At 48.9% G+C, this 24,922-nt stretch carries 20 protein-coding genes and 3 tRNA genes; 9 read left to right on the top strand and 14 right to left on the bottom strand.

Annotated elements, in window-relative coordinates:
• The first annotated feature begins 215 nt into the window (after positions 1–215).
• On the top strand, positions 216–1,064 hold the full coding sequence (locus GM173_RS13595; protein WP_203571934.1) for a 23S rRNA (adenine(2030)-N(6))-methyltransferase RlmJ: 849 nt from the start codon (positions 216–218) through the stop codon (positions 1,062–1,064).
• A gap of 75 nt (positions 1,065–1,139) precedes the next feature.
• On the opposite strand, the gene GM173_RS13600 is transcribed toward GM173_RS13595, so the two are convergent.
• The 5 genes from GM173_RS13600 to gloA form a co-directional block, all read right to left on the bottom strand.
• Entirely contained in the window at positions 1,140–1,940 is an 801-nt protein-coding gene (locus GM173_RS13600; protein ID WP_203571935.1) for an inositol monophosphatase family protein, read from the bottom strand.
• Positions 1,941–2,146: 206 nt separating this feature from the next.
• Positions 2,147–4,549, bottom strand: coding sequence for a phosphoketolase family protein (locus GM173_RS13605; RefSeq protein WP_308439603.1), 2,403 nt, complete (start codon positions 4,547–4,549; stop codon positions 2,147–2,149).
• A 279-nt stretch (positions 4,550–4,828) separates the two neighbouring features.
• The gene (locus GM173_RS13610; protein ID WP_203571936.1) at positions 4,829–7,261 is read right to left on the bottom strand and encodes a response regulator; all 2,433 of its coding nucleotides are present in this window, start codon (positions 7,259–7,261) and stop codon (positions 4,829–4,831) included.
• A gap of 177 nt (positions 7,262–7,438) precedes the next feature.
• Entirely contained in the window at positions 7,439–8,830 is a 1,392-nt protein-coding gene (locus GM173_RS13615) for a sodium:proton antiporter (RefSeq protein WP_203571937.1), read from the bottom strand.
• 80 nt (positions 8,831–8,910) lie between these two features.
• Positions 8,911–9,291 (bottom strand): lactoylglutathione lyase, encoded by a 381-nt coding sequence (gene gloA, locus GM173_RS13620; RefSeq protein ID WP_203571938.1) that lies wholly within the window; start codon positions 9,289–9,291, stop codon positions 8,911–8,913.
• Positions 9,292–9,449: 158 nt separating this feature from the next.
• Here gloA and GM173_RS13625 point away from each other — a divergent pair.
• The 3 genes from GM173_RS13625 (at position 9,450) to GM173_RS13635 (ending at position 9,708) form a co-directional block, all read left to right on the top strand.
• Positions 9,450–9,525, top strand: a tRNA-Lys gene (locus GM173_RS13625).
• Positions 9,526–9,536: 11 nt separating this feature from the next.
• Positions 9,537–9,612, top strand: a tRNA-Lys gene (locus GM173_RS13630).
• Positions 9,613–9,635: 23 nt separating this feature from the next.
• Positions 9,636–9,708 (top strand) — tRNA-Lys (locus GM173_RS13635).
• Between the two features lie 155 nt (positions 9,709–9,863).
• Here GM173_RS13635 and GM173_RS13640 read toward each other — a convergent pair.
• Together GM173_RS13640 and GM173_RS13645 are read right to left on the bottom strand one after the other, a co-directional pair.
• Positions 9,864–10,862, bottom strand: a complete 999-nt coding sequence (locus GM173_RS13640) for a patatin-like phospholipase family protein (protein ID WP_203571939.1) — start codon at positions 10,860–10,862, stop codon at positions 9,864–9,866.
• 75 nt (positions 10,863–10,937) lie between these two features.
• Positions 10,938–11,321 carry a hypothetical protein gene (locus GM173_RS13645; protein ID WP_203571940.1) on the bottom strand — a complete coding sequence of 128 codons (384 nt, stop codon included), beginning with the start codon at positions 11,319–11,321 and terminating at the stop codon, positions 10,938–10,940.
• A 253-nt stretch (positions 11,322–11,574) separates the two neighbouring features.
• On the opposite strand from GM173_RS13645, the gene GM173_RS13650 reads away from it, so the two are divergent.
• Positions 11,575–12,558, top strand: coding sequence for a glycosyltransferase family 2 protein (locus tag GM173_RS13650; RefSeq protein ID WP_203571941.1), 984 nt, complete (start codon positions 11,575–11,577; stop codon positions 12,556–12,558).
• Between the two features lie 102 nt (positions 12,559–12,660).
• On the opposite strand, the gene GM173_RS13655 is transcribed toward GM173_RS13650, so the two are convergent.
• Genes GM173_RS13655 through GM173_RS16070 form a run of 4 tightly spaced genes read right to left on the bottom strand, consistent with a single transcriptional unit; the run spans position 12,661 to position 15,860 of the window.
• Positions 12,661–13,101 (bottom strand): PilV family protein, encoded by a 441-nt coding sequence (locus tag GM173_RS13655; protein WP_203571942.1) that lies wholly within the window; start codon positions 13,099–13,101, stop codon positions 12,661–12,663.
• A complete protein-coding gene (locus GM173_RS13660; RefSeq protein WP_203571943.1) occupies positions 13,091–14,557 on the bottom strand; it encodes a pilus assembly PilX N-terminal domain-containing protein in 1,467 nt (488 codons plus the stop codon). The genes GM173_RS13655 and GM173_RS13660 overlap by 11 nt, the downstream gene beginning before the upstream one ends.
• The gene (locus GM173_RS13665; protein ID WP_203571944.1) at positions 14,554–15,303 is read right to left on the bottom strand and encodes a prepilin-type N-terminal cleavage/methylation domain-containing protein; all 750 of its coding nucleotides are present in this window, start codon (positions 15,301–15,303) and stop codon (positions 14,554–14,556) included. The genes GM173_RS13660 and GM173_RS13665 overlap by 4 nt, the downstream gene beginning before the upstream one ends.
• Entirely contained in the window at positions 15,294–15,860 is a 567-nt protein-coding gene (locus GM173_RS16070; RefSeq protein WP_239078530.1) for a GspH/FimT family pseudopilin, read from the bottom strand. The genes GM173_RS13665 and GM173_RS16070 overlap by 10 nt, the downstream gene beginning before the upstream one ends.
• 322 nt (positions 15,861–16,182) lie before the next feature.
• On the opposite strand from GM173_RS16070, the gene GM173_RS16325 reads away from it, so the two are divergent.
• Complete coding sequence (locus GM173_RS16325; RefSeq protein WP_203571945.1) at positions 16,183–17,850, top strand: LTA synthase family protein; 1,668 nt, start codon at positions 16,183–16,185, stop codon at positions 17,848–17,850.
• A 121-nt stretch (positions 17,851–17,971) separates the two neighbouring features.
• Here the strand turns inward: GM173_RS16325 and GM173_RS13680 are convergent, their stop codons facing one another.
• Genes GM173_RS13680 through GM173_RS13690 form a run of 3 tightly spaced genes read right to left on the bottom strand, consistent with a single transcriptional unit; the run spans position 17,972 to position 20,467 of the window.
• A complete protein-coding gene (locus GM173_RS13680) occupies positions 17,972–18,898 on the bottom strand; it encodes a Dyp-type peroxidase (RefSeq protein WP_203571946.1) in 927 nt (308 codons plus the stop codon).
• 10 nt (positions 18,899–18,908) lie between these two features.
• Complete coding sequence (locus GM173_RS13685) at positions 18,909–19,496, bottom strand: YqiA/YcfP family alpha/beta fold hydrolase (protein ID WP_203571947.1); 588 nt, start codon at positions 19,494–19,496, stop codon at positions 18,909–18,911.
• A complete protein-coding gene (locus GM173_RS13690) occupies positions 19,493–20,467 on the bottom strand; it encodes a quinone oxidoreductase family protein (RefSeq protein WP_203571948.1) in 975 nt (324 codons plus the stop codon). Before GM173_RS13690 ends, GM173_RS13685 begins: the two co-directional genes overlap by 4 nt.
• A gap of 235 nt (positions 20,468–20,702) precedes the next feature.
• On the opposite strand from GM173_RS13690, the gene pta reads away from it, so the two are divergent.
• The 3 genes from pta to GM173_RS13705 all read left to right on the top strand — a co-directional run bounded on the left by pta (position 20,703) and on the right by GM173_RS13705 (position 24,919).
• Positions 20,703–22,757: a phosphate acetyltransferase gene (pta, locus tag GM173_RS13695; RefSeq protein WP_203571949.1), complete on the top strand. Its 2,055-nt coding sequence runs from the start codon at positions 20,703–20,705 to the stop codon at positions 22,755–22,757.
• A gap of 174 nt (positions 22,758–22,931) precedes the next feature.
• Positions 22,932–23,747 carry a substrate-binding periplasmic protein gene (locus GM173_RS13700; protein ID WP_203571950.1) on the top strand — a complete coding sequence of 272 codons (816 nt, stop codon included), beginning with the start codon at positions 22,932–22,934 and terminating at the stop codon, positions 23,745–23,747.
• A 233-nt stretch (positions 23,748–23,980) separates the two neighbouring features.
• On the top strand, positions 23,981–24,919 hold the full coding sequence (locus GM173_RS13705) for a sodium-dependent bicarbonate transport family permease (RefSeq protein ID WP_203571951.1): 939 nt from the start codon (positions 23,981–23,983) through the stop codon (positions 24,917–24,919).
• Positions 24,920–24,922: the final 3 nt, after the last annotated feature.

The following is a 24,922-nucleotide window of genomic DNA, read 5'->3' on the forward strand; positions in this document are numbered from 1 at the left end:
CACGTCAACACCTGAGTGCAAAGAAAACCCAAGCAAGATGATAAGTTGTTGATTTAAATAACACTCAAGATTAGCAACTAAACTTCAAAAAACTAACAACGAATACCAAAAAGCCCGATTAGCGGTTTTAATTCGCTACTAGGGCAATCAAAACCATAAGGAAAACGCATGAAAGAGTACAATTAGTGCATTCAAGCTCTTTTTATGACGTATATATGCTTAGTTATCGCCACGCCTTTCACGCCGGCAACCATGCCGACGTTCTCAAACACTGCATTGAAGTGATGCTGCTCGATTATATGAACCAAAAAGACAAGCCTTGGTGGTATATCGATACGCATGCGGGTGCGGGCGTGTATTCGCTGACGCAAGGCTATGCGACCAAAAACGCCGAATTTGAAACGGGTATCGCGCGACTATGGCAGCGCAATGATTTGCCGACTGCGTTGCAACTTTATGTGAATATCGTGAAAGATTTAAACGCTGGCAATGCACAGCTACAGTTATACCCTGGCTCGCCATACGTAGCGCAAGCACTCCAGCGTAGCGACGATAAATTGCGCTTATTTGAGTTACACCCAAGCGACAGTAAATTATTGGCGGAGAACTTCCTCGATGCTGGCCGAGCTGCAAAAGTAATGCAGGCCGATGGCTTTGCTAGCATTAAGAGCGTACTACCACCGCCGCCGCGCCGTGGCCTGACACTGATCGATCCGCCTTATGAAGAAAAACACGATTATGTGCGCGTCGTTGATACCCTAAAAGCAGCACTAGAGCGCTTTCCAACCGGAAGCTACGCAGTGTGGTATCCGCAGCTTAGCCGCGAAGAAAGCAAACAACTGCCAGAAAAATTAAAGAAACTAGGGGCAAAAAGCTGGGTACACGCTGCACTCACCGTGCATGCGCCGCGCGCTGATGGTTTTGGTATGCACGGTAGTGGGATGTTTATTTTAAATCCGCCGTGGACTTTGGCGAACGAGCTCAAAGAAATCATGCCGTATTTGGTACAACACTTAGGTATTGATAAAGGCGCGAAATACATATTAGAGCAACTCGCCGCCTAAGTTCAGACTCGCCAAATAAATAATGGCTAGGTATATTCATCCAGCCATTATTTTATCTTTGCTTCAATTAAATACCTATTTATTTGCTTGTACCCAAGCTTGCCACGCTGCATAAAGTGACGGCGTTCGCGCGGCAACAGCGCTGCGATGCCAAGGATTTTCTTGCCAATAGTCGGCATGAAAAATAGCACCAACCTGACCGCCAGACTCCAACAAGATCAATACACCAGCAGCGTAATCCCACAGTTTTTGCGCACCATGCAGCATGACATCGGTGCGTCCTGCTGCGAGCCAGCACCAATCAATAGTGGAAGCGCCATAGTTACGGTGACTGTGATAAGGATTGACGGTGACAATTCGCGTCGCCAAATGACCAGAAAGCCATTTGGTTTCCACCGCGGCCATCGCGTGCTTTAATTGTTTATCGTCGCCCAAAAATGGTAACCGTTGCTGATTCAGCCAAGCGCCCTGTCCAGCTTCGGCGGCAAAGCATTCATCCAAAACGGGAACATACACCACGCCGAGCACAGGACGATGCGCCCGAAACAAGGCAATCGAAACCGCAAAGTAGGGCAAACCATGCGCGAAATTACTAGTGCCATCGATGGGGTCAACAATCCACAAGCCATCGGTGCAGGTCTCCCACAGCATTTCTTGCTCGTCCTGCGCCATCTCCTCACCCAATACCGGGCAATCGACCAATGCAGGCAACAGCTTTTGCAATGCTCTTTGTGCAGCTAAATCAGCCTCAGTAAACAAGCTACCGTCGTGCTTTATTTCGGCGACTACTTTTTGGTAGCGCGGCATCACTTCGGTGGCAGCCACTTGGCGGGCGATGGCACATAAAGCGTGTAGTGTTTCGCTAGGCTGGGACACGGATCAGTCTCTTTCTTCAAAATATCTGGGCAGCATTTTTTGCTTTGCAGCATTGTATCGGAGAGCGCTGCTCTCTGCTGCGGGGGATTTACTTTAGTACTTATATTTACACTTCATTTTATCCAAGACACCTAAGAAGAAAAAGCCCGTGCAGATTGCACGGGCTTTGTTCAACTTAGCGAACACCCATTACTGGGTGAGATTGCTTAGTAAGTCCATTTCCATTCTTTCACTTCTGGCATGTCATCGCCGTATTGAGCAATGTATTCTGCATGCTCAACCAACTTGCCAACCAATTTCTGACGTACATGCGCACCAATTTTTTGCAGTGCAGGTACACGGTCAATCACGTCGATGGCCAAGTTGAAACGATCCAACTGATTCACCACAACCATGTCGAACGGAGTCGAAGTCGAACCTTCTTCAATGTAACCACGAGCATGGATATTGCTGTGGCCGTTACGACGGTAAGTCAGACGGTGAATCAACCATGGGTAGCCATGGAAGGCAAACATCACTGGTTTGTCAGTTGTGAAGATCGCGTCAAATTCGCGGTCAGACAAGCCGTGTGGATGCTCTTCTTCGGGTTGCAAGGTCATCAAATCGCAAACGTTAACGAAGCGGATTTTCAGATCTGGGAAGTGCTGACGGAGCAAATCAGTTGCTGCCAATGCTTCCATCGTCGGGATTTCACCAGCACACGCCATCACTACGTCTGGCTCGCCACCTTGGTCGTTCGATGCCCAGTCCCAGATACCCAAACCAGTCGTAGCGTGTTTAATCGCTTGGTCCATAGTGAGGTATTGCAGCGCAGGTTGTTTACCCGCAACGATCACGTTCACATAGTGGCGTGAGCGCAATACATGGTCAGTTACTGACAACAAGGTATTGGCATCAGCTGGCAAGTAAACGCGGATCACTTCAGCTTTCTTATTGATCACGTGATCCAAGAAGCCTGGATCTTGGTGCGAGAAGCCGTTGTGGTCTTGACGCCAAACGTGTGAAGTCAACAAGTAATTCAATGACGGAATTGGTTTACGCCAGTTGATGTGTTTCGTTGTTTTCAACCATTTTGCGTGTTGGTTAAACATTGAATCAATCACGTGGATAAACGCTTCGTAGCAGCTAAAGAAGCCGTGACGACCGGTCAAGTTGTACGCTTCGAGCCAACCTTGGCAAGTGTGCTCAGACAAGATTTCCATCACGCGGCCATCTTGGCGCAGCTTGTCGTTATTGTTTACATTGTCCACTTCAAAGTGGTTGGCCAACCAAGTTTTACCAGAGTACTCAATCGTTGCGTTCCAACGGTTAGATGCAGTTTCATCTGGACCGAAGATACGGAAGTTTTTCTCTGCTTCATTTTCTTTCATGACGTCGGCAAGGAAATTGCCCATTACACGTGTCATTTCAGCGTTTTCAGTACCTGGTTTCGCAAATTTAACTTCGTAGTTGCGGAAGTCTGGCATTTTCAAGTCTTTCGATACTTGACCATGTACGATTGGGTTAGAACCAAAACGGCGGATGCCTTTCGGTGCCAAATCAACCAACTCTTGTTTCACGCTACCATCATCGTTAAACAAGGTTTCGATTTGGTATGAACGCATCCAGTTTTCCAAGTTGGTCACATTCTCGCCGTCGATATCAGAGAATGGCACTTGGTGGCTGCGCCAGTAGTCTTCTACTTTTTTGCCTTTAATTTCTTTCGGACCAGTCCAGCCTTTTGGCGTGCGCATTACAATCATTGGCCAACGTGGGCGAGTGATTTCTTGACCTGCGGCTTGCTCTGCAATCGCTTTTGCGCGGATGGCGGCGAATTTATCCATACACAAGTCCATCGCTGCTGCCATGTCTTGGTGGATGGTGTCGAAGCTTTCTGGTTGGTCGTTGAAGGTTTCTGTTTTCAATTCAACAAAAATTGGCTCGTAACCGTAACCTGTAAACAGTGCAGTTACTTCTTCTTTGTCCATACGGGCAAGCAGCGTTGGGTTTGCAATTTTGTAACCGTTCAGGTGCAAGATTGGCAATACAAAACCGTCATTGATCGGGTGAATGTATTTAGTTGAGTGCCAAGATGCTGCCAATGGGCCAGTTTCTGCTTCACCGTCACCCACCACTGCGATGACCACTTGGTCTGGATTATCCAACGCCGCACCGTAAGCATGTGAAACGCTGTAACCCAATTCGCCGCCTTCGTGCATAGAACCTGGAGTTTCAGGTGCAACGTGTGAAGGTATGCCGCGTGGGAAGCTGAATTGCTTAAATAAGCGCTGCATACCTGCTTCAGTGCGGTCGATCGCAGGATAGAATTCTTCGTAAGAACCTTCAATCCAAGTATTCGCAACAAAACCAGGACCACCATGGCCAGGGCCAGTGATGTAAATCATAGAAACATCGCGCTCAACAATAACGCGGTTGGCGTGAACGAAGATAAAGTTCAAACCCGGAGTCGTACCCCAGTGACCCAACAGACGTGGCTTAATGTGCTCACGTTTCAGCGGTTGTTTCAACATTGGGTTGTCGAGCAAATAAATCTGACCAACAGACAGGTAGTTCGCTGCCTGGAAGTAACGATGCATTTTACCAATTTGTTCTTTTGATAGTTGAGCCACGGTTAAACCTCTTCTGGGTTGTGATAGTGTAATTGCTCGGTGATTGGCTGAATCAGTAAATCACCTTATGTAATGCAGTATACGGAGACAGCCAAACTGGCTACTGATACAAATCAAAGTTGCGACAGGACAGATAGATTTCGGCTATTTCTATTTGATGCAAAGCAAAAAAAACCAAAATCAGCACCATCTGAGGCCGCCATCGGCAATGTCCAAATAAATACTAACAGAAGAAGTAAAATATGCTAATGACAAATCAGTGATAATTTACGGCAAAAATTACACTGACTTGATGAACTTAGAAACAACCAGACTCAATCGCTCAAAATTGACGGGTTTGCTCAGATAATCATTCATTCCGGCCAGACGACACGCCTCCTCATCACCTGACATCGCATTGGCCGTCATCGCGACAATCGGAATCTGGCGCTGCCTGACTCGGCTCTGCGGACTGCGAATCGCACGCGTTGCCGACAAACCATCCATCTCTGGCATATTGATATCCATTAACACCAGATCGTAATCGGCATTTTCCAGCATATGCAGTGCTTCCAGCCCGTTCTCGGCACTTTCAACCTCGCAGGCTAAACGACCCAACATGGCGCGCGCCACTTTACGATTGACGGGGTTATCTTCAACCAATAAAACCCGAAGCAACGCTGGCGGTTGTGGCAACACCACACGCGATTCTTGTGACGCACGAGGTATCGGACTCAATAACACCTGACAAATGCATTCCTGCAAGCGTCCTAACTTAATCGGCTTCGTCAAACTGGCGTGATATTGCGAAGAGCTAGGCAGCGGAAACTGATGCGTGGTCATGATCACAATCGGAGGCAACTGAATCGTCACGGCGTTCATTTGCTGAACAAAGTCGCCTTCTCCCACCAAAGGTAAATCGCGTTTAAGTAATATCAACCGAATCGCCTGCTCACTGCGCTCAGAGCGCTGCAAGGCCATTTGTGCCTCAGCCACATTGGCCGCCAAATTGGCTTTTGCGCCCAAATGCCCCAACAACACGGCCAATTGAGCACGGCTATATGCGCCGTCATCGACCACCAAAATTTCAACGCCGAGCAATGACTCAGGCAGCTGTAAAGGTGGATATAAAGCGGCGGTCACGCCGACCTGCACCGTAAAGGTAAACCACGCCCCCTCACCCAACTGACTCGCCGCGTGTAACTCCCCCCCCATCATTTGCACCAAGCGTCGGGAAATCGACAAGCCCAATCCTGTGCCGCCAAAACGCCGAGAAATTGAGCTATCTGCTTGATTAAATGCTTCAAACAGTGACTCTAGCTGATCGGGCGCCATGCCGATGCCGCTGTCCCGCACACTAAATTCAATCGTCGCCTGATTATTATCCTTCGCCAACAAACGGGCGAATAAGGCCACATCGCCCCGCGCAGTAAACTTAATCGAATTACCAAGCAAATTAGTTAACACTTGTCGTAATCGAGTCGGATCCCCCATTACCTTCACCGGCAACCGTGGGTCAATATCACACATCAACTCCAAGCCTTTTTCTTGCGCCCGCAATGCCAGTAAGTCAGTCACCTCTTCGAGCAATTCCCGAAAATCGAATTCCAAACGCTCAATCGACAACTTACCGGCCTCGATTTTGGAATAGTCCAGAATATCGTTGAGTACGGTCAACAAGGCGTCGGCACTATGCCGAATAATCGTTGCGTACTCTTGTTGCTGCGAATTCAAAGGACTATCGAGCAGTAATTGGCTCATCCCGATGACGCCATTCATCGGTGTTCTCACTTCGTGACTCATATTGGCTAAAAAGGCACTCTTTGAGCGGGATGCGGCCTCTGCGGCTTCTTTTGCAATCGCTAAATCGAGCATCAGTCGCCGCCCACGACGATAGCCATACAGCAAAAGCGCAACACAAGCCGAGAGTAATCCCGTTAAACCCCAGCCCACGTAACGAATTCGATTAATTCGCTCGGCCAAACCGACTGTTGCAGGTATCTTTAACCACAAACTCCAATAACCGCCAGGCACGGCAATCGCCATCTCGACTCGCTCATGCGGATCAACGCTGTGTAAGGCCCCCCAAATCACTTCACCATCGACTCCTTGGGCATCTTTACCACGCAATAGCACATTTTGTTTGTTCCCCGCATGCAAGCCCACGGAACGCAAAAACGGCTCAAGATCAAGTACCGTGCTAAAAAGCCCCCAATACTGATCTTCGGCAGTAAACACCGGGATACGATAAATCAACCCATCACCGCCCTGCGCCAACTTCACAGGACCAGCTAAAAACGGTTTTTTCGATAAAATAACCCGCTCAACCGCTGGCCACTGTTTTTGATTATCGGGGTAGTACAGCCCAAGCGCTTGCTCATTTCCTTTTAATGGGTAGATATAACGAATGCGATTATTCGGTGCGATTCCGATATTGCGAATATTACTGCCGCGAAAATAGATATTGGCCAACATCCGCTGCAGCTCGACTGACTTATCTGGATGGTAAGCGGCACGAATATAAGCCTCGATGCCAGACGCCAGATATAAGGTTCCACTTAATTCGGTTTCAATTCGAGAGCGTAATGCCGCAGCATCACCAAGCACGCGCTCTTTTGACGTTTCCCATGCTCGCGTTTTTTCTTGCTCAACGATGTACTCGGTACCCAGTACCCCACTGACCAAGATCAAAACTGGCAATAAAACAGCAAATCGCAACACAATTAAAGGCATCGCCCAGCGCCCAAACATCCACAGTGTATTCACTATAGAAGTTGCTCGTTAATTCGCAGACTAAACTAGACGCTGTAAATATTTGCCCAACAACCACGCTGCTCATCACTGCGCGACCCAGTCGGCGCGCAATAAAAAAGGCCAGCAAAGCTGGCCTGATTTAATTGTTTAAACCAATCAAAAGAACACAAAAGTCATTACGAAGAAAATCGGTAACAGGCACACGCAAGACCAAGCCATATAGCCAAAAAAGCTTGGCATTTTCACGCCACGATCTTCTGCGACAGCTTTCACCATAAAGTTAGGTGCATTACCAATATAACTGAGTGCGCCCATAAAAACGGCACCGACAGAAATCGCCAATAATGTCTGTGCCATCGGCCCCATCAAGACAGCCGCATCACCATGAGCAAGGTTGTAAAACACCAAATAGGTTGGCGCATTGTCGAGGAAGGCAGACAACAGTCCCGTCATCCAGAAATACATATAATTGATCGGAGTCCCATCGGCGTTACTCACCATATCGACCAATTCAGCCATTTCGCCTGCTGAGCCGGCGCGCAAAATCGCAATCGCAGGTGCCATCGCGATAAAAATCGCGGCAAATAATTTCGCCACTTCGAGGATCGGGTTCCAATTAAACTCATTGCCTGCACGCACTTGCTTTGGAGTGAACCTCAAAGACAGCAAGGCAATCACAACCAACAACACATCGCGCACCAAATCTTGCAGCGCCAACTCAGAGCCTAAAATGTGCCACGAAATGCCTGGTCGCCACACACCTGACATCACCACGCAACCCACAATCGCCGCGATCAACGCAAAATTCCACAAGCCAAAAAACTGCAGTTTGCTATCCGGCGTTTTATCAACAGGCAAAACGCCCTCTTTCTTATAGTAATAACTATCGATGACGTAAAACATCACCAATAAAATGCTCGCAGCAAAAGCAACTGGCGCCAACATGTGCTCGACGGTCCACAAGAAATCAACGCCTTTTAGGAAGCCCAAGAACAAGGGCGGATCGCCCAGCGGGGTTAAACCACCGCCAATATTGGCCACCAAGAAAATAAAAAACACCACCACATGCACATTGTGTTTGCGGTTATCGTTGGCTTTAAGCAAGGGGCGAATCAACAACATCGCCGCTCCGGTTGTTCCCATCAACGAGGCAATCACCGTACCAAACGCCAAAATCCCAGTATTGAGTGCGGGCGAGCCATGCAAATTACCCCAGACCAAAATCCCGCCCGATACCGTATACAAGGCAAATAAAATCAAAATAAACGGTATGTATTCATCCAACAAAGCATGGGCCACAATCCCGCTCGCTGGCGCAATCCCGTACACCACTGTAAACGGCAACAAAAAAGCCGCCGCCCAAAACGCGGCAATTTTGCCAAAATGGTGATGCCAGCAACCTGGCGCAAAAATAGGAAATAAAGCAATCGACAGCAACAAACCCGCAAACGGTGCCGCCCACAGCAAAGATAACTGGGCTCCATCAAAATCAGCCGCCATAGCCACACTGGGCAACAGCGCCAACAAGCCTAATAATTTTTTATTCATCAAAACACTCAGTTAAATTCAAATTTCATTATGTATAGCTCGAAAAGCATTATTTTATAATGCACAAAAGCCAATACCCCTTAACGCTGAATAAACTCAATTTTATAACCATCGCAATCTTCGACAAACGCAATCACCGTCGTACCATGCTGCATCGGGCCCGGCTCACGCACCACTTTGCCACCTTTGGCACGCACCGCCTCGCACGTTGCCACAATGTCGTCGGTTTCAATGGCTAAATGACCAAAAGCAGTACCCAATTCATACGACTTCGTATCCCAGTTATGGGTCAATTCAATCACGCTGTGCTCAGATTCATCGCCATAGCCGACAAAAGCCAAGGTAAAACGACCCGTAGGATAATCTTGTCGACGCAATAAACGCATTCCCAACACATCACAGTAAAAAGTAATTGAGCGCTCTAAGTCCACCACGCGCAACATTGTATGCAATAAACGCATTTACGATTTCCCCTTAAATCAAATTGTTAGGCGATTGTACGCGAGGTTGCTTTGAGATTGCAGTGTCATTTTACTGTCACATCGACAATGTTTTTTGCAAAAAGGGGTTGACGATATTTTAAAACCATCTATAATCGCTGTCTCTGAACGAAGCAGTTGGGTCGTTAGCTCAGTTGGTAGAGCAGCGGACTTTTAATCCGTTTGTCGCAGGTTCGAATCCCGCACGACCCACCACCCCATCAAACGGGCTGTTAGCTCAGCTGGTAGAGCAGCGGACTCTTAATCCGTAGGTCGACGGTTCGAACCCGTCACAGCCCACCAGTAGATGTAGTACCCCACTCGTTGGGTCGTTAGCTCAGTTGGTAGAGCAGCGGACTTTTAATCCGTTTGTCGCAGGTTCGAATCCCGCACGACCCACACCCAATACCAAAGCCCAGCTGCAAAGCTGGGCTTTTTGCATTTCCACTGTCATGATGGTGTTATTCTTCACCTTACCCGCGTTCGGCAAAGCCAGATGGTATATGGCTATAAATAATATTTTTCAATAGCTATACGTGCATACCTAGTAAAAATCAAAGATACTGCTGCGCATAGGCCTTACCTGTTTGGTAACCTAACTGATACAGCGTACTCAAATTACTGCGCGACCAATCAAACACATCAGGCAAATCATCGGCTGCAATCGCGTCCAGCAGCGGCACCTTGTGTAACTTGATTCGCCCATCGGCATTATGCAAAGCCTCGAATAATTTCACGTCATCGCGAGCGATTTCCACCAATGGTGTAATAATGGACATCACCCACGCATCATACAAATCACGCGGTGGGCGTAATAATTTTTCCGCGCCGAGCAAATCAAAAATCACAATTTCCGCCAAGTCACCGTCGTAGTGATCGATCAAAGCTTTGAAATTCAAGCAATCAATCGCCGCGCCTTCAATAAAATAATCGTCGCCAATCTGCGTCGGTGGATACAAATAAGGAAATGACAAAGCTGCTTGCAATTTTTGATTATCGATCTGTTCGCCTGACCAATTCACCATCTGACGTTGGCTCAAGTTATACGCATTAACCCATAAATCGGCCTTGCAATTAGGCAGTTCAGCAAAATCGATCAATTGCTCAGCAAACGGCACATGCGCGCACAAGCCCAATGATTGCGGAGACAGATCACTCGGGCAAGCGCTAGCGAGCAATAACTCTGCGCCGTCTTTCACCGTTTGTGAAACTGGATCATGCACCGGCCAACTCTGCAATGCCTGCACCAGCGGATTGCTCGCCAGCAAATTGCGATAAATTTCAGCCAATGGCCCGGGCTTATTGAATACTTTAAAGTTAACAGGAAAGGCGCGGTAGAGAAAATCAGCAACCCCCATTTCCTGCATCCCGCGTAAGGTCTGAATGGCATCGCCATTTTTGGGTGCGCTATACATCAGCCCGAGCAGAGCTCCCGCTCCTGCCATCGAAATAATGTCAAACTCAAGACCTAGCTCAGCAAAGGCCTCAAGTGCGCCCGCCACTAAAGTCGCGTTTGGCGCGCCACCGCTGATAATCAGTGCTCTTTTGCTCATGCAATATCCTGCGTAAAGTGGAAATGTCCATTTTGGATCGTCAAGCAGCCATCGCTTGGCGCACCCTAGCAAGTATTATTGAATCATTCTTTGATGATTGTGTCGCGCAATTTTGCGGCGAGTTTTCGCGCCCATGGCATCAAATAAATATTGCGCCAGTTCGCGTGCCTGTTGCTCTTCATTCAATGACAGCTTATACGCAATATCGTGTCGGCGTATTGCTTCTCTCAAATGCTCATGCCCTGCCTGCAATGCCTGCTGCCCAGCGCGTACGTCAAAGCCAAACATCATAATCAAACAATGCCACATCCAAGCTTCTGTGTATTGTTGAGCCGCCTGCGCTTGTTTGGCCATTTCTTTCAGATGACCAACGTGCTCAACGGAATGGCGTAACAGGGATAAATAGAACGAATGTTGATCTCGAACGAAAACAGGCTGCTGTTTATGCTGCAATTGCATGATAAAACGACCTCAAAATAAGCAGTGACTCTCGAATCCACGCTAAATACGCTCGCCGCGCAAACGCAATGGCGAAACCCAATATTTACTGCGCCAAGCATAGCTAACAGGCGTTGCAATTTGATGCCGCCGCGATGAATAAATCATGACAAATCAATACAATTAAACCCTGTGCTGCGCTGTATTGCAGGCAAAGCCAAGCAACACAGGTAAACTCAACGCTCGAACTTCTCTACTCAGGCATTGCGAACCGATGAAACTCAGCATCATCATTCCTTTTTTCAATCCTCATCCTGCGCATTTTTCCGCGATGCTCACAGGTTTACGCGATGCCGACTACACTGGGTTTACGCAAGTCGAAGTCATCTTGATCAACGATGGCGGCGCTTATTCTGGAGAGACGGAGATCAGCGCGTTTAGCGCCGACTTTCCGCAAGGCACCACCCAACTGATTACGTTACCTACAAACCAAGGCGTTTCGTGCGCCAGAAATGCAGGCTTGGCTGCCGCAACGGGAGACTGGATTGCCTTTCACGACGCCGACGACATCAGCCTGCCGCAACGGTTTGTGCAATCAGCACAATTTTTACAGCACCACCCAGAAGTAATTGCTATCGCGGGTGATATGCATGTTTTTGACGATCACAATCCACTCATTTCAATCCGGCTTTTTCCACTGAGTCACAGTGAAATTTGCGTCGACAATCTGTTTTATTGTGCGATGGCTCAACCTGCACTGATGCTCAATCGCCAGCGCTGGCAAGCCAGCGGCGTGCTGTTTACGCCCAAAATGGATATGGCACAGGATTGGGATTTTCTGGTTCGATTAAGCCAATATGGGCAATTGGCTAATTTAGGACAAGCACTGGTGCGCTATCGCCAGCACCAGCAGCAACGCAGTAGCGGCATCCAGCGCGAACATGCAAATCAACACGTGCGTAAAATCTGGCAAAACCAATTGCAAAGTCTGGGCATTACCGTAACACTCGAGTTATTACACACGCATGGCTTATTGTCGCCGTATTGGCTTTGGAATATCACCGATCTGGATGGCGCATGGGCACTCAGTGCCGCCGACGTGAACGACTGGCGCGAAGCGCTGATTCAACATAATCATCGTTCAGGATCTTTAGAGGAAACCCTCTTAGCGCAGCGCGTTAATCAGATTGTACGCCACTGGCAGGCATGGCAAACCAGCGGCAAACAAGCCATTCGGCTGCAACAACTTTTTACTTGAGTGATGATCGGAGGCCGCTTGCGTTACAGATAGACCCAACAATAGACAGATGTATATGCCCGTAAACATTGATAATTAATACCTACAAAGCAATACTATTGATTATTTCATTGTTAGCAAACGACTCAAGCTCACATTATTTCGACCGCCTGCGGCGTCATCCCAATACACCACTACATCAACCCGCAGTACATCGCAAGCAGACGCACAACTGGTATTGTTATTAAAACTACTCGGACTGGCGCTTGATTTGGTTACCGTAGTCCAATGCAATTCATAGGTGGCATTCACCCCATTGACTCGCCCAGTGGTACTGGAATTCGACGAAGACGGCTTTGCGTTTAAAGCGCCAACCAATTCATTCATCTGCTGTTCGGCGAGCAACGTCGCTTCGGCGCGCTGCATCGCAATCGCTTGATTTTGCGTTAATTGCGCTTGAAACCGCGTCAGTGCCAAAAAACCGCCGGCTAAAATCAGCAGGGAAATCAAAACTTCAATCAAACCGACACCGATTTGCGCACGATAGCTAGGCTTATTGCACATAATCACGCCAACGCCCCGCTTGTCTGGACACGGAAAAATTCGACAAAATATTCAAGCCCTGCAAATGGCGTAATTCAGTCTTCGTCGCAAACGAACCATTGCCGATTAAATCGCCCTCTACAATCCCTGCGCCATTAATTTGCATTGCACCTGTGAAATTCAAATTGCCTCGTATATAGCTAGCACCATAGGTCAATAACCGTGATTTAGCTGGCAAGGTCAAATTACCATCAAAAATCAACGTTACCCCACGATTGTAGGAATAACCCGCAGCTAAAGCAGCATTGCCAATCGCCGGATCGCCTGCCGCCAACGGAATAAAATCAGCGCCAGATAAGCCAGGCACTGGCGTGCCAGGAGAACCGGGCAAAGCGCCGGTGCCGTTGTCGGTTGTTAAGGTTTGGCTATAACCAGCGATACAGTTTTGTCCCGCAGTGAGATTGATCTGCCCACCCGAACCCGCATCCAACGAAGGATCAATCCAATACACCGCACCACGTGGCGTCTTAGTAAAGCTAGCATCAGGACCTGCGACATAGCTCGGCGTGTAAGAGACCGGCTTATAAGGGCGCCTCAACTCGCTATTTTTGTTTTGGCACTCGGCCAAAAATTCAGCCACGCTCAGCCGACGATAAGTGCTGTTATCGTACGCAGCGGTCGTTTGCCCGCCCGATGTTTGATAACGCGTAAATTTGCTAGGGTCTAGATATTGACTGGGTTGTTGACCAAAGACGCTGTAAAACAAATCGCCATTACTGGTACTGGCCAGCGTACTGTCATTTTTTTTGCTGTCATCGGCCCAGCCTTGCTTTTCATTGCGAAACTGCGCTGGCGCCCCCGTGGCCGTACTCCCAGTATTGAGCGTAACCCCTTTGAGCGGGGCATCGGCACGCATACTGACATCGACAGCGCCCCATACATCAACGCGTCCTTTCACCGTCAATGAATTTTCCAAGCCTACCGCCGCCAGATTCAAATCCTGCGTAATCACCACTTTAGCTGAACACGCATTAGACCAGTTGGCAAACGTACCGCTCGGCGCACTGCAATCGGCAAAACCAGTACTGGCAATCCGCAGAGTCTTGCTATCAATTTGATATACCTGAAAATAAAATGCGCTAGCACGGCCCAAGGCGCTCACACTACCCAGCACTTTATTTTCAGCAAAAACAATGTTGCCATTGGCATCAAGGGCTGAGTTTTTCGCCGCAAGCATTACATTATTACTATCCAGATAAATCGTCTTATCACGCTGAATATTGGCGATAAAATAACCGATACCGGCTTCAGCAGCCTGCTTTGCTTGTAAATTCCATGTTTGATTGGAAATCGATTTCTGTTCAATAAATAAGCCACGGTTGAGATAACCCAAAATCCCAGTCAGCAACACCAGAATCATGATGCTGGTAAATAAGGTCACCATACCTTGTTCGGATTTGCGCATCATCGCTTTCATGGCAAGGCCACCACTTGATTTTCTAGGCTAATCTTGGTCGATAACTGCCGCACCTCACCCGGTTTGGTTTTCAAGCGACCGCTAATCGACACATTCAAGGACAGCAAGGGTGCGCCACTAGGCCATGGACATTGGCTCACGGGCGGCGTTGTACCACTACACACAGCATCGCCATTACTAAAACTCAGCGCGGTAATTTCAATCAAGGCGGCATCGGTTAAATCACTCCAAGTTCCTGCCGAGCAACTGGTGTAAGAGCACGCTACGCAAGAAGTTCTGACCTGCAATACGCCATCATTAAGCCGTATTCCAGTTAATTCGCCATCGTCATAACGATCAACCCGATTACCACCAATTAAATTGCCATTTCGGTTATAGGCATACAGTAAACAACTGCCCGCTGGCGTAGCACTCGGTCGATACATACGCAAAAACGTATCTGGATTGACCGAAGCATTAATCACATTGATACCATTGCCAGTAATACTAGCGGCAGCCAGCGCGGCTAAATCTGCGCTATCTAAAGAGGGTTTGCCTTGGTAATAGCCCGCGCGTTTCACATCATTACTGATAAATTGCAGCGCCATCCGCAGCTCAGCATCAAGCTTATTGCGCATGAGATTATTGCCCGTGCTTTGCAGCATATTGACGAAAAAGGTACTCGCGCCAAGCAACAAAATCATGCCTATCGCCATTGCGACCATTAACTCAATCAAATTAAAACCACGCGCTCTAACTAAGGGCATGCAGGAAACCCCGTCATTGCAGTCTTGCCACAGGACTTAACCCGTCCAACTGGATTGAGGGTGATGGTAATCTGCATTTGGCCATCATTTTGATGCGTTAAGGTAATCAGCTGATTACTCGTCAACACCGTTGCGCTTTTACTCAAAGGAAAACCGCGTACCGGATCAAATTGAATTGCATCAAATCCGGTTTTAGCCAAAGTAGTATTTTTGCCATCTGCCACGGTGTAATTAAGCAAATCGCACACGGTCGCCGCCCCTGGTTGGCAGCTGCACGGACTACTGGGTGTGCCATTGACACGCGCGACCCCAACACACCACGCCGTACCACTATCGACCACCATATAGCTATTTCGATTGGAACGAATCGCTTCACTGCGCGCCAAACTGATCGCCGATAGCACCGCTTCGGCGGCACTCATGGTATTTTTTTTGGCCATCATTTGCGCAAAAGAAGGCAAAGCAATCGCCAGCAATACCCCCAAGATCGCAACCACAATCATGGCCTCGATTAAAGTAAAACCACGAGAGAATTGACGACGTGCACTTTGCAACATGCAGCACTCCAAAAGGATGCTCAGAGAAAGCCAAGGTATTTCAACATAGACCGATTTGTATGGTGCAATTCAAAAAACACACCTATGGCACGCGGGAGCAGATAAAAGGAATTGAAATTGCCCAACAACCGCGTAAAGGCTAAAGGCAAGCGATTGATTATACCGAGCCAGCACTCACCAATCAGTCAGTACTAATCCTTACAAACGAATCTGAATCTGGCAGCAGTAACGAACGCCTTTAATCAGAACGACTTATTTCACAAAACAAAATCTTCATCAAAGCTTTATAATTTCGACTTTATATTGTCACGATTTATTGATAGTGAAGTCACCCGCCCTTTTCTCAACGCCGCTCGCGCAGCGCATGCTCCAAGTCGCGCTGCCACTATTCGCACTGGTTGCTGGTCGTATTTGGGTTGATACGCAATGGAATATGCCGCGGATTGCGTTTTCCATGCTGCTGTTTTTTTTCTTGGCAGCCTTGTTACAGCGCTGGGCTGCGGTAGTCGCGGCGCTGGCCATCGAAGGGCTGTTGCTCAATATTTCTTATCTGAAAGAAGACGCCACCAGCGAGCCCTTGCTCGGCGTCGATTTATTCGAAGTCGGCCAAGGCATGGCGCTCACCGGCTATATGGATTGGCACATTTGGGTCTATGGGCTCATCACAATTGCAGCGCTCGGCTACGGGCTGTGGCGACACCCCAGCTTTAGCAAACGGCGCATAGGCTTGGCGCTGATTTTGTGTATTTTGATTGCCATGCAGCTTGATCGAACCGGCAAAATGTCGGCCTATGCTCAGCCATTGATGACGCAATATTTAGGTAGTCATTACTCCAATTACAATTTCAGAGTGAATGCCAAACACAATGGCATTTTGGGGCATTTGTTACTGACAGCCGAAACCGCGCACAAGCCCAAAGCAGGACAACATCAGTTTTATTCACAGACACTTGCGAGTGCGGAGCAGCCGAGCAGCCCCGACATCGTCGTGGTGATGTGCGAATCGTGTTATACCGAAGCACGTTTGCCGACCAAGATGGCTGAATTAGCGCAGGCTGGATTTAGCGAAGCACGCGTGATTAGCCCCGTCTACGGTGGTGGAACGGCAGAAGCCGAATTTGAAGCGCTCACCGGCTTGTCTGCCTACACCTTACCTGGGATTGATTTCCAAAATTTCGCCGGGCAATTTAGCGACAAAATCAACGCGCTACCGCATGCATTAAGCGATGTCGGTTACACCACAATCGGGATGCACAATTATTTTGGGACATTTTGGAAGCGCGAAAAAGTCTATCCGAAAATGGGTTTTCAACGCATCGCCTTTGTCGACCAAATGTACTGGAAACGCAGCGATGGCTGGCCTAAAGACTTTTCGCTGTACAACCAAGCACTGGCGCACTACAACGTAGCGCCTGCAGGTAAAAAGCAATTTATGTTTTTGGTAACAGTCAACACGCACGGCCCATTTATTCAGCAAGATGACAGCGGAATTGGTCAATACCAAGTACGACTAGGCCAAGCGATGGACGACTTTCAAGCGTTTGTCCAACAAATCGAAGCCAGCGCCAAAAAGCGTAAACGTGACGTGATTATTGTGATTTTTGGCGATCACAAGCCAGGATTGAATCAAGAATTTTATGAGCGCGGCATTTTCGACAACGGTTTTTTCAGCAATCGTGACCCAAAAAATTTGCAGTTTAAAAATATTTTAAATCCAGAACAAACACGAATTCGCGGTGATGTACCGCTGTTTATCAAAGACAGCCGCCACCCAGAACAAGCAAAAGTGTTAGCCGAAAAATTGCAAAACCGCCCACTTTTTTGCCTACCCGCCGAATTAGCGCGACTCACTCAAAATAGCGATCCATTTTATGACGCCGTGGCACAGCACTGTGCGGAGAATACTGCTTTTTATACGCAAGATTTATGGTGGCGCAGCGTGTTTCCCGAAGCTGTTTATGCAGAGCGTTTGTTTGCCGAAGTAGAATAATTAACAAGGGTATCAGGCTGAATTCAATATTTTTAAATACCTACAGAGCAATACCTATAAAAAAGCCGCTTAGTCATTGCACTAAGCGGCTTTTTAATATTGATTGAGATTGAACTCCGACTTATTTTGCCAACCGCGCTAACGCCTCACGGCTAGGCACGAAAAACGCCGCGCCACTGACCGCTCGACTGAAATTCAGCAAATGATCAACGCGACCATCAGAAGTGGGAGCAACCATTTTGGCGAGCATTTTTTCAAAATTGGCTGGTGTTTTACAATACGACGCAAAATACAATCCTTGATCGCCCCCGGGCGTGCCGTATGGCAAGGAGTGGCGTAAGATTTCTAGCTCTTGCTCATTTTCTTCAATCACCACACGGCTGATGTGCGCCGTGAGTGGTTTGTCTTCATCTGGCAGCTCTTCATTGCTTTCTTTAGTGCGACCAATTACGGCTTCTTGCTGCTTCACCGGTAATTTATTCCACGTTTCCATCCGATGAACATAACGCTGCACATGTAAATAACTACCGCCAGCCCAAGGCGCATCTTCCGAGCCCACCAAGGCAACACGGGCGCGATCCTCATTTTCAGGATTTTCGGTGCCATCGACAAAGCCAGTCAAATCACGACTATCACGGTAGCGGAAACCATGCGTGGTTTCGATCACGTCTAAGCAATGGCTGCTCGCCTGCACAACTTGATCGGCAAATTCATGGAGCAAATCGTAGCGCTCAGCGCGCAAATGCAACATCACATCGGCCGACGTCGACGGCGCAGGATGAATTGCCCCCGGAATGCGCGGAAAACTGCGTAGCAAAACTGGTTTTTCACCCGGGTAAAACTCAGGCCAAACTTCCGCCCCAAAACCGATGACCGCATAAAATTGCGAATCGGGATTAGCTGCGGCGAGAGCATCGGCTTGAGCTGGCAATGAGGCAAATAAAGCTTTTAACTCCGCATCAGCGCGGCGCCCTAAACGGCGGCGAAATAATAAAAATAAACCATGACTTGAAGCTGCGGGCAAAATACCACTTTGCGGTGTCGACATGCCTTTCCTCTTATTCTGATGATTTCAAATGCGTTGCAGTTGCAAAAGCCCAGATAGGTGCCAACCACTCGGAGTAGCCAATAAAACCATGGTCACCACCGGGTAAAATCGTTTGTTGGCAGCCCGCATACCAGTCGACAGCGTCTCGATAATCAAGCACTTCATCGCCCGTTTGTGCCAGTAACCAATAGCGACTCAAATCGCTCGGCCTCGCCTCAAGCTGACAAAGCTTATCAGCAAAAGAGGCGTCAATGAAATGAATCTCTCCGGTTTGATAATTTTCTTGCTCACCTAAATACTGATTAATCAGCGTATATGGGCGCACCGCTGGGTTAATCAGCACCGCCCGACCACCAAATTGCTCAACCGCCCATGTGGCGAAGAATCCACCGAGCGAGCTACCTACTAGGCAAAAATCCCCGTGCAACGGTGCCAATAAATCGGTCAGCATAGCGGATGCCGCTGTTGGTTCCATCGGGATGGTTGGACAAAGATAATGCGCCGCTAATCCTTGCTCGGCCATCCAAGCCGTGGTTTCTTGCGCTTTTTGCGACAATGGGCTCGATAAAAAACCATGTAAATAAATGAGCGTAGTCATGGCAATAAAATGGTCGAGCCGGTCGTACGGCGCGCAGCCAAATCCAAGTGCGCTTGCTGTACATCTGCCAACGCATACGTTTGGCCAATCTGCGGCGTGATCCATGATTTAGCTAATGCGGCAAAATAATCTTGCGCCGTTTCCACCAACTCGGCGCGATTGCGCGTGTAATGTGCCAAAGTGGGCCGCGTAACAAACAAAGAGCCTTTTTGCGCCAATAAACCCAAATTAAAGCTCGACACCGCCCCCGAGGCATTGCCAAAACTGGCCAACAGACCGCGTACCGCCAAACAATCAAGTGAACCGGCAAAGGTCGCCTCACCGACCCCATCGTAGACCACAGATACGCCTTGGCCTTCTGTCAATTCACGCACTTGTGCCACCCAGTCGGCATCGTGGTAATCAATCACATGATCACAATAGGCACTGGCTTGCACCGCTTTCTCTTTCGAGCCGACGGTACCGATCACGGTTACCCCCAAAGCTTGCGCCCACTGGCAGGCAATTTGCCCAACGCCGCCCGCTGCGGCATGAAATAAAATCGTTTGCCCTGCTTGTACTGGAAATGTCCGTTTCAGCAGATATTGAGCAGTCATCCCTCGCAACAAAGTTCCCGCAGCAACAGCATCGGGTATTGCCTCAGGTACCAGAACCAGCTTGTCTGCAGCAACAATACGGTGCGTAGCATACGCACCTACCGCGCCGCCAGCGTAGGCCACACGGTCGCCTATTTTCAGGTCATGAATACCATGCCCTACCGCCTCAATCACCCCGCATGCTTCTAAACCCAAACCCGATGGCATCGTCAATGGATACAGCCCGCTGCGATGATAGGTATCGATAAAATTAACGCCGATTGCCAAATGTTTCAGTAATACCTCACCTGCGCCCAACTCAGGCAATTGAGCCGTCACCAGCGCCATTTGTTCTACGCCACCGTGCTGCGTAATTTCAATTCGCGTAGTCTGCATTGGCTTCTCCAAAATGAGCTTTTATCTTATTCCAGCATTTTGCCTACTGCCCAATTAAATTTGCAACCGTGCAATTGATTCAATCAAGGCTAGCATTCAACCGCCTCTGAAAACCGGGAAAAATACCACCAAAAAATGCAGCAAATTTAGAGCTGTGTCATATAAAGAAAGCCTCAGCCAAGTTATAGTCACGCCATTGCTCACAGTCCGAGCACCCAAATACTAGGTTTAAGCTATGCAAACATTCTTTATCGCCCCAACCCGCCTCAATGTCGGCCTCACTTCGGTGACGCTTGGCGTTGTCCGCTGCCTGCAAAATCAGGGCTTAAAGGTTGGTTTTGTCAAACCCGTCGCACAAGATCAGTCCGCGTGTGAAATTGAACGTTCAACCCATTTTGCACGGCAAATTTGTCAGCTTGATGTGCCAGATGCGCTGCCAGCCAACTATGCGATTGAACAAGTCTCCATCGACGAAACCGATGATTTGCTCGAAGAAATCATCACGATGAGTATGACGGCAGGCAAAGACGCCGATGTGTTAGTCGTCGAAGGTCTACATCCCGATCCAAGCAACCCATTCACCACGCAATTGAATACCGAAATGGCGCTCGGCTTACAGGCCACCGTCATTATTGTCACCGATGCGAGCGCCAAAACCGCGGCCGAAGAAATTCGCGTTACAGAACGACAATTTCGCAATGAAGGCATTACCGTTGGCGGCGTGATTTTCAATAAGGCCGGCGAGCAATTTGATTTAGCCGCGATGCAAGCCGAAATCGGTGAGCTAAAAATCTGGGGCGTCGTAAAGTTCGATCCGAAATTGCTGGCGCCACGTACGCTCGATGTGGCAATGCATTTAAATGCCGAAATCATCGTCAAAGGCGAGCTCACCAAGCGCCGCGTCAACGAAACCGTGGTCGCCGCGCGCGCCGTACCCGAAGTGATTCGCCGCCTGAAAGCCGGCGCTTTAATTGTGAGCTCGGGCGATCGAGATGACGTCATTTTGGCCACTGCGCTTGCCGCCAGCAATGGCGTCCAACTCGCGGGACTTGTGCTCACCCACAATACTGAGCTGAACGAAACCGTGCGTACCTTCACTGAAATGGCCTTCCACACTGGCCTTCCTGTGCTGCGTACCGATGGCGATAGCTTTGGTACCGCTTTGGCAATCAGCACCGTACCAACTGCCGTACCCGCCGACGACAAAGACCGCATGACCCGCGTGATGAATTCGGTTGCCGAGCAATTAGATACTGAAGCGCTCAATATTGGCGTCAAGACCAAATCAGCGCACCATCTGAGCCCGCCCGCATTCCGCTACCAACTGATTCAAAAAGCCCGTAACGCCAACAAACGGATTGTGTTGCCCGAAGGCGAAGAACCACGCACCATCAGCGCGGCAATCGCGTGCGAAGAAAAAGGCATCGCGCGCTGCGTGCTACTCGGTAAACGTGCCGTGATCGAAAGTATCGCCGCAACACAGGGACTGACGATTCCAGCCTCGCTCGAAATCCTCGATCCCGATGAAATTCGGGCGAAATATGTGGCTCCGATGGTTGAATTGCGCAAATCGAAAGGCCTCACCGAAATCCAAGCCTTGCGCCAACTTGAAGACAATGTCGTACTCGGCACAATGATGTTGGCCATCGATGAAGTTGACGGTCTGGTTTCCGGCGCGATCCACACCACCGCCAACACGATACGCCCAGCACTGCAGCTGATTAAAACTGCGCCTGGCTCGTCGATTGTGTCGTCGGTGTTCTTTATGCTGATGCCTGAACAAGTCTTGGTGTACGGCGATTGCGCGGTGAATCCAAACCCTGATGCTGAACAACTCGCTGAAATCGCCGCACAAAGCGCATATTCAGCCAAAGCTTTTGGTATCGAGCCTAAAGTCGCGATGATTAGCTATTCCACTGGCCAATCAGGCACTGGCGTCGACGTTGATAAAGTACGCAGCGCAACTGAAATCGCAAGAGCGCGTCATCCACAATTGATGATTGATGGGCCATTGCAATATGACGCAGCCTCAGTCTGGGAAGTCGGTCAGCAAAAAGCCCCTGGCAGCTTGGTCGCTGGTCAAGCCACGGTATTTGTATTCCCGGATCTAAATACCGGCAATACCACCTACAAAGCCGTGCAGCGCAGTGCCGATGTCGTCAGCGTAGGGCCAATGTTGCAAGGCTTACGTAAACCCGTCAACGACTTATCACGCGGCGCCTTGGTCGATGATATCGTGTTTACCATTGCACTGACGGCGATCCAAGCCGAGCAAATGATTGGTCAATAGTATGACTCTCTAGGCATTATTAGAATTAACGTTTAATTAAATACCCCTGCCAAAAGCAGGGGTATTTTGTATTGATCGTCGCTATTTTTCACCACGTGTAGATTCGTATTTGCAATTGAGCACAAAACGGTAATAGTGTAAGCAACAAGCTCCAAAAATCTAAAGGTGCGTGCCATGCTCAATCGCTCTATTCTCTGCAGCTTTTTTGTCACCACCGCCCTGCTCAGCCTGCCTGCGCTGGGCTGCAGCAAGCCGATGAAAATGACCATCGAACAATGGCCACCGTACATCTATACCAATGCCCAAGGCCAAGCAGCTGGACTCGATATTGAACTGGTGCAAGCGATTTTCAAAGAAGCGGGTTGTACGCTCGAGATTGGCGCCGAAGTTCCACGCAAACGGCGGCAATATATGTTTAGCAAAGGTGAAATCGACGTGATGCTCGCGGCATCGAAAACACCGGAACGCGAGGCGTTTAGCTACTTCACCAGCCCCTATCGCAATGAATCAGTCAGTTTATTTACCGCACCCAAAAAGCTAGAAAAATACCAAGACATCGATAACTTTGCGACGATTTTAAAACAAAGAATTACGCTACTTGCGCCCAATGCCGGCTGGTATGGCGAAGACTATAAAACGCATTATTTCTGGCTGAATGAAGCCAATTTATTATCGCCGTTTGAAAGCTTTGCTCAAGCGATCAAAATGTTTGAGGTCAATCGTGCCGAGTTATTGATGGGCGATACCGGTGCCTTGGTGTATGAAGCCAAACAAAAAAACGTCGCACTGGCCGCTTTGCCTCACTTAGTTCACAACGACACCGTGCGCTTGATGCTCAACAAAAAAAGTACCACCGAAGCCGATGTGAAGCGACTCAATGCTGCCATAGCGCGCCTGGAAAAACGCGGTACGCTAGAAAAAATCCGCAATCAGTACGGCATGAGCTTGAGCGATACGCCACGCCCTAGCACAGAACCAACGTCGAAATAAATCGCCCACAGTCCGCGCTCAGTGCCGACGATGCATTCTTGCGCACGCTTGGCGATACCACGTTCAATCAGCGCGAGTCGCGCAATTCAAAAATTTGCCCGATGCCAGTCACCTCGGATTACGTAATTTGACTACATTTAATCCTACTAAAAACCCTTGTTTTTATATGTTTTTTCTTTATTAAAAATGTAGTACATTCGATTCTACGATCAATAATATAGAAACATTCCTACATGCAAATCGATCCTGTTGTGCTATTTTTCTTGCTCGGTTTAGCGGCGGGCTGGGCCAAATCCGACCTCAAGCTGCCGAGTGCCTTGTATGAAACATTATCGGTATTTTTATTACTTGCCATCGGTATCAAGGGCGGCCTGATTTTAGCGAAACAGCCCATCCTCACCATTTTGCCGCAAGCCGCGCTCGTACTCGTCATGGGGGCATTGATTCCCCTGCTGATTTACCCACTACTCAGACTCAAACTCAGCCAAGTCGATGCCGCCAGCATGGTCGCGCATTATGGCTCGGTGTCGGTAGTGACATATGCCGTCGGCGTGGCATTTCTGGGGCGACAAGGGATTGATTACGAATCGCAAACCACACTGTTTTTAGTTTTATTAGAAATGCCAGCCTTGATGGTCGGTGTTTTGCTGGCAAGAATGGGGCCGAGCGCCGCCAAGTCAGGGCATGGCTGGGGCAAATTACTGCACGAAGTATTTCTTGGCAAAAGTATGGTGCTGTTAATCGGCGGATTGTTGATTGGTGCGCTGGCAGGGCCCGAGGGCATCAAACCGCTCGATAAATTGTATATCGACCTGTTCAAACCCGTACTCACGCTATTTTTGCTGGAAATGGGTTTGGTGGTGGCGGGGAAATTGGGCATCTTACGCAAGCACGGCATTTTAGTGCTAGGGATTGGCATTGGCTTGCCGCTGGCGCTCAGCTGGATCGGTATCGCATTTGGCCTAATGATGGGGCTTTCGCTCGGTGGATTGACCTTGATGGCGATTTTGGCTGCCTCTGCATCATACATCGCCGCACCCGCCGCGATGCGAATGGCGCTGCCGGAAGCCAATCCTGCGCTCTCGCTCGGCGCGGCGCTGGGGGTTACTTTCCCGTTTAATATCTTGGTGGGAATCCCACTGTATCTACAATTTGCGCGCCACGTCGCCTAAGGA

Source organism: Deefgea chitinilytica (assembly GCF_016881405.1).
Taxonomy (GTDB): domain Bacteria; phylum Pseudomonadota; class Gammaproteobacteria; order Burkholderiales; family Chitinibacteraceae; genus Deefgea; species Deefgea chitinilytica.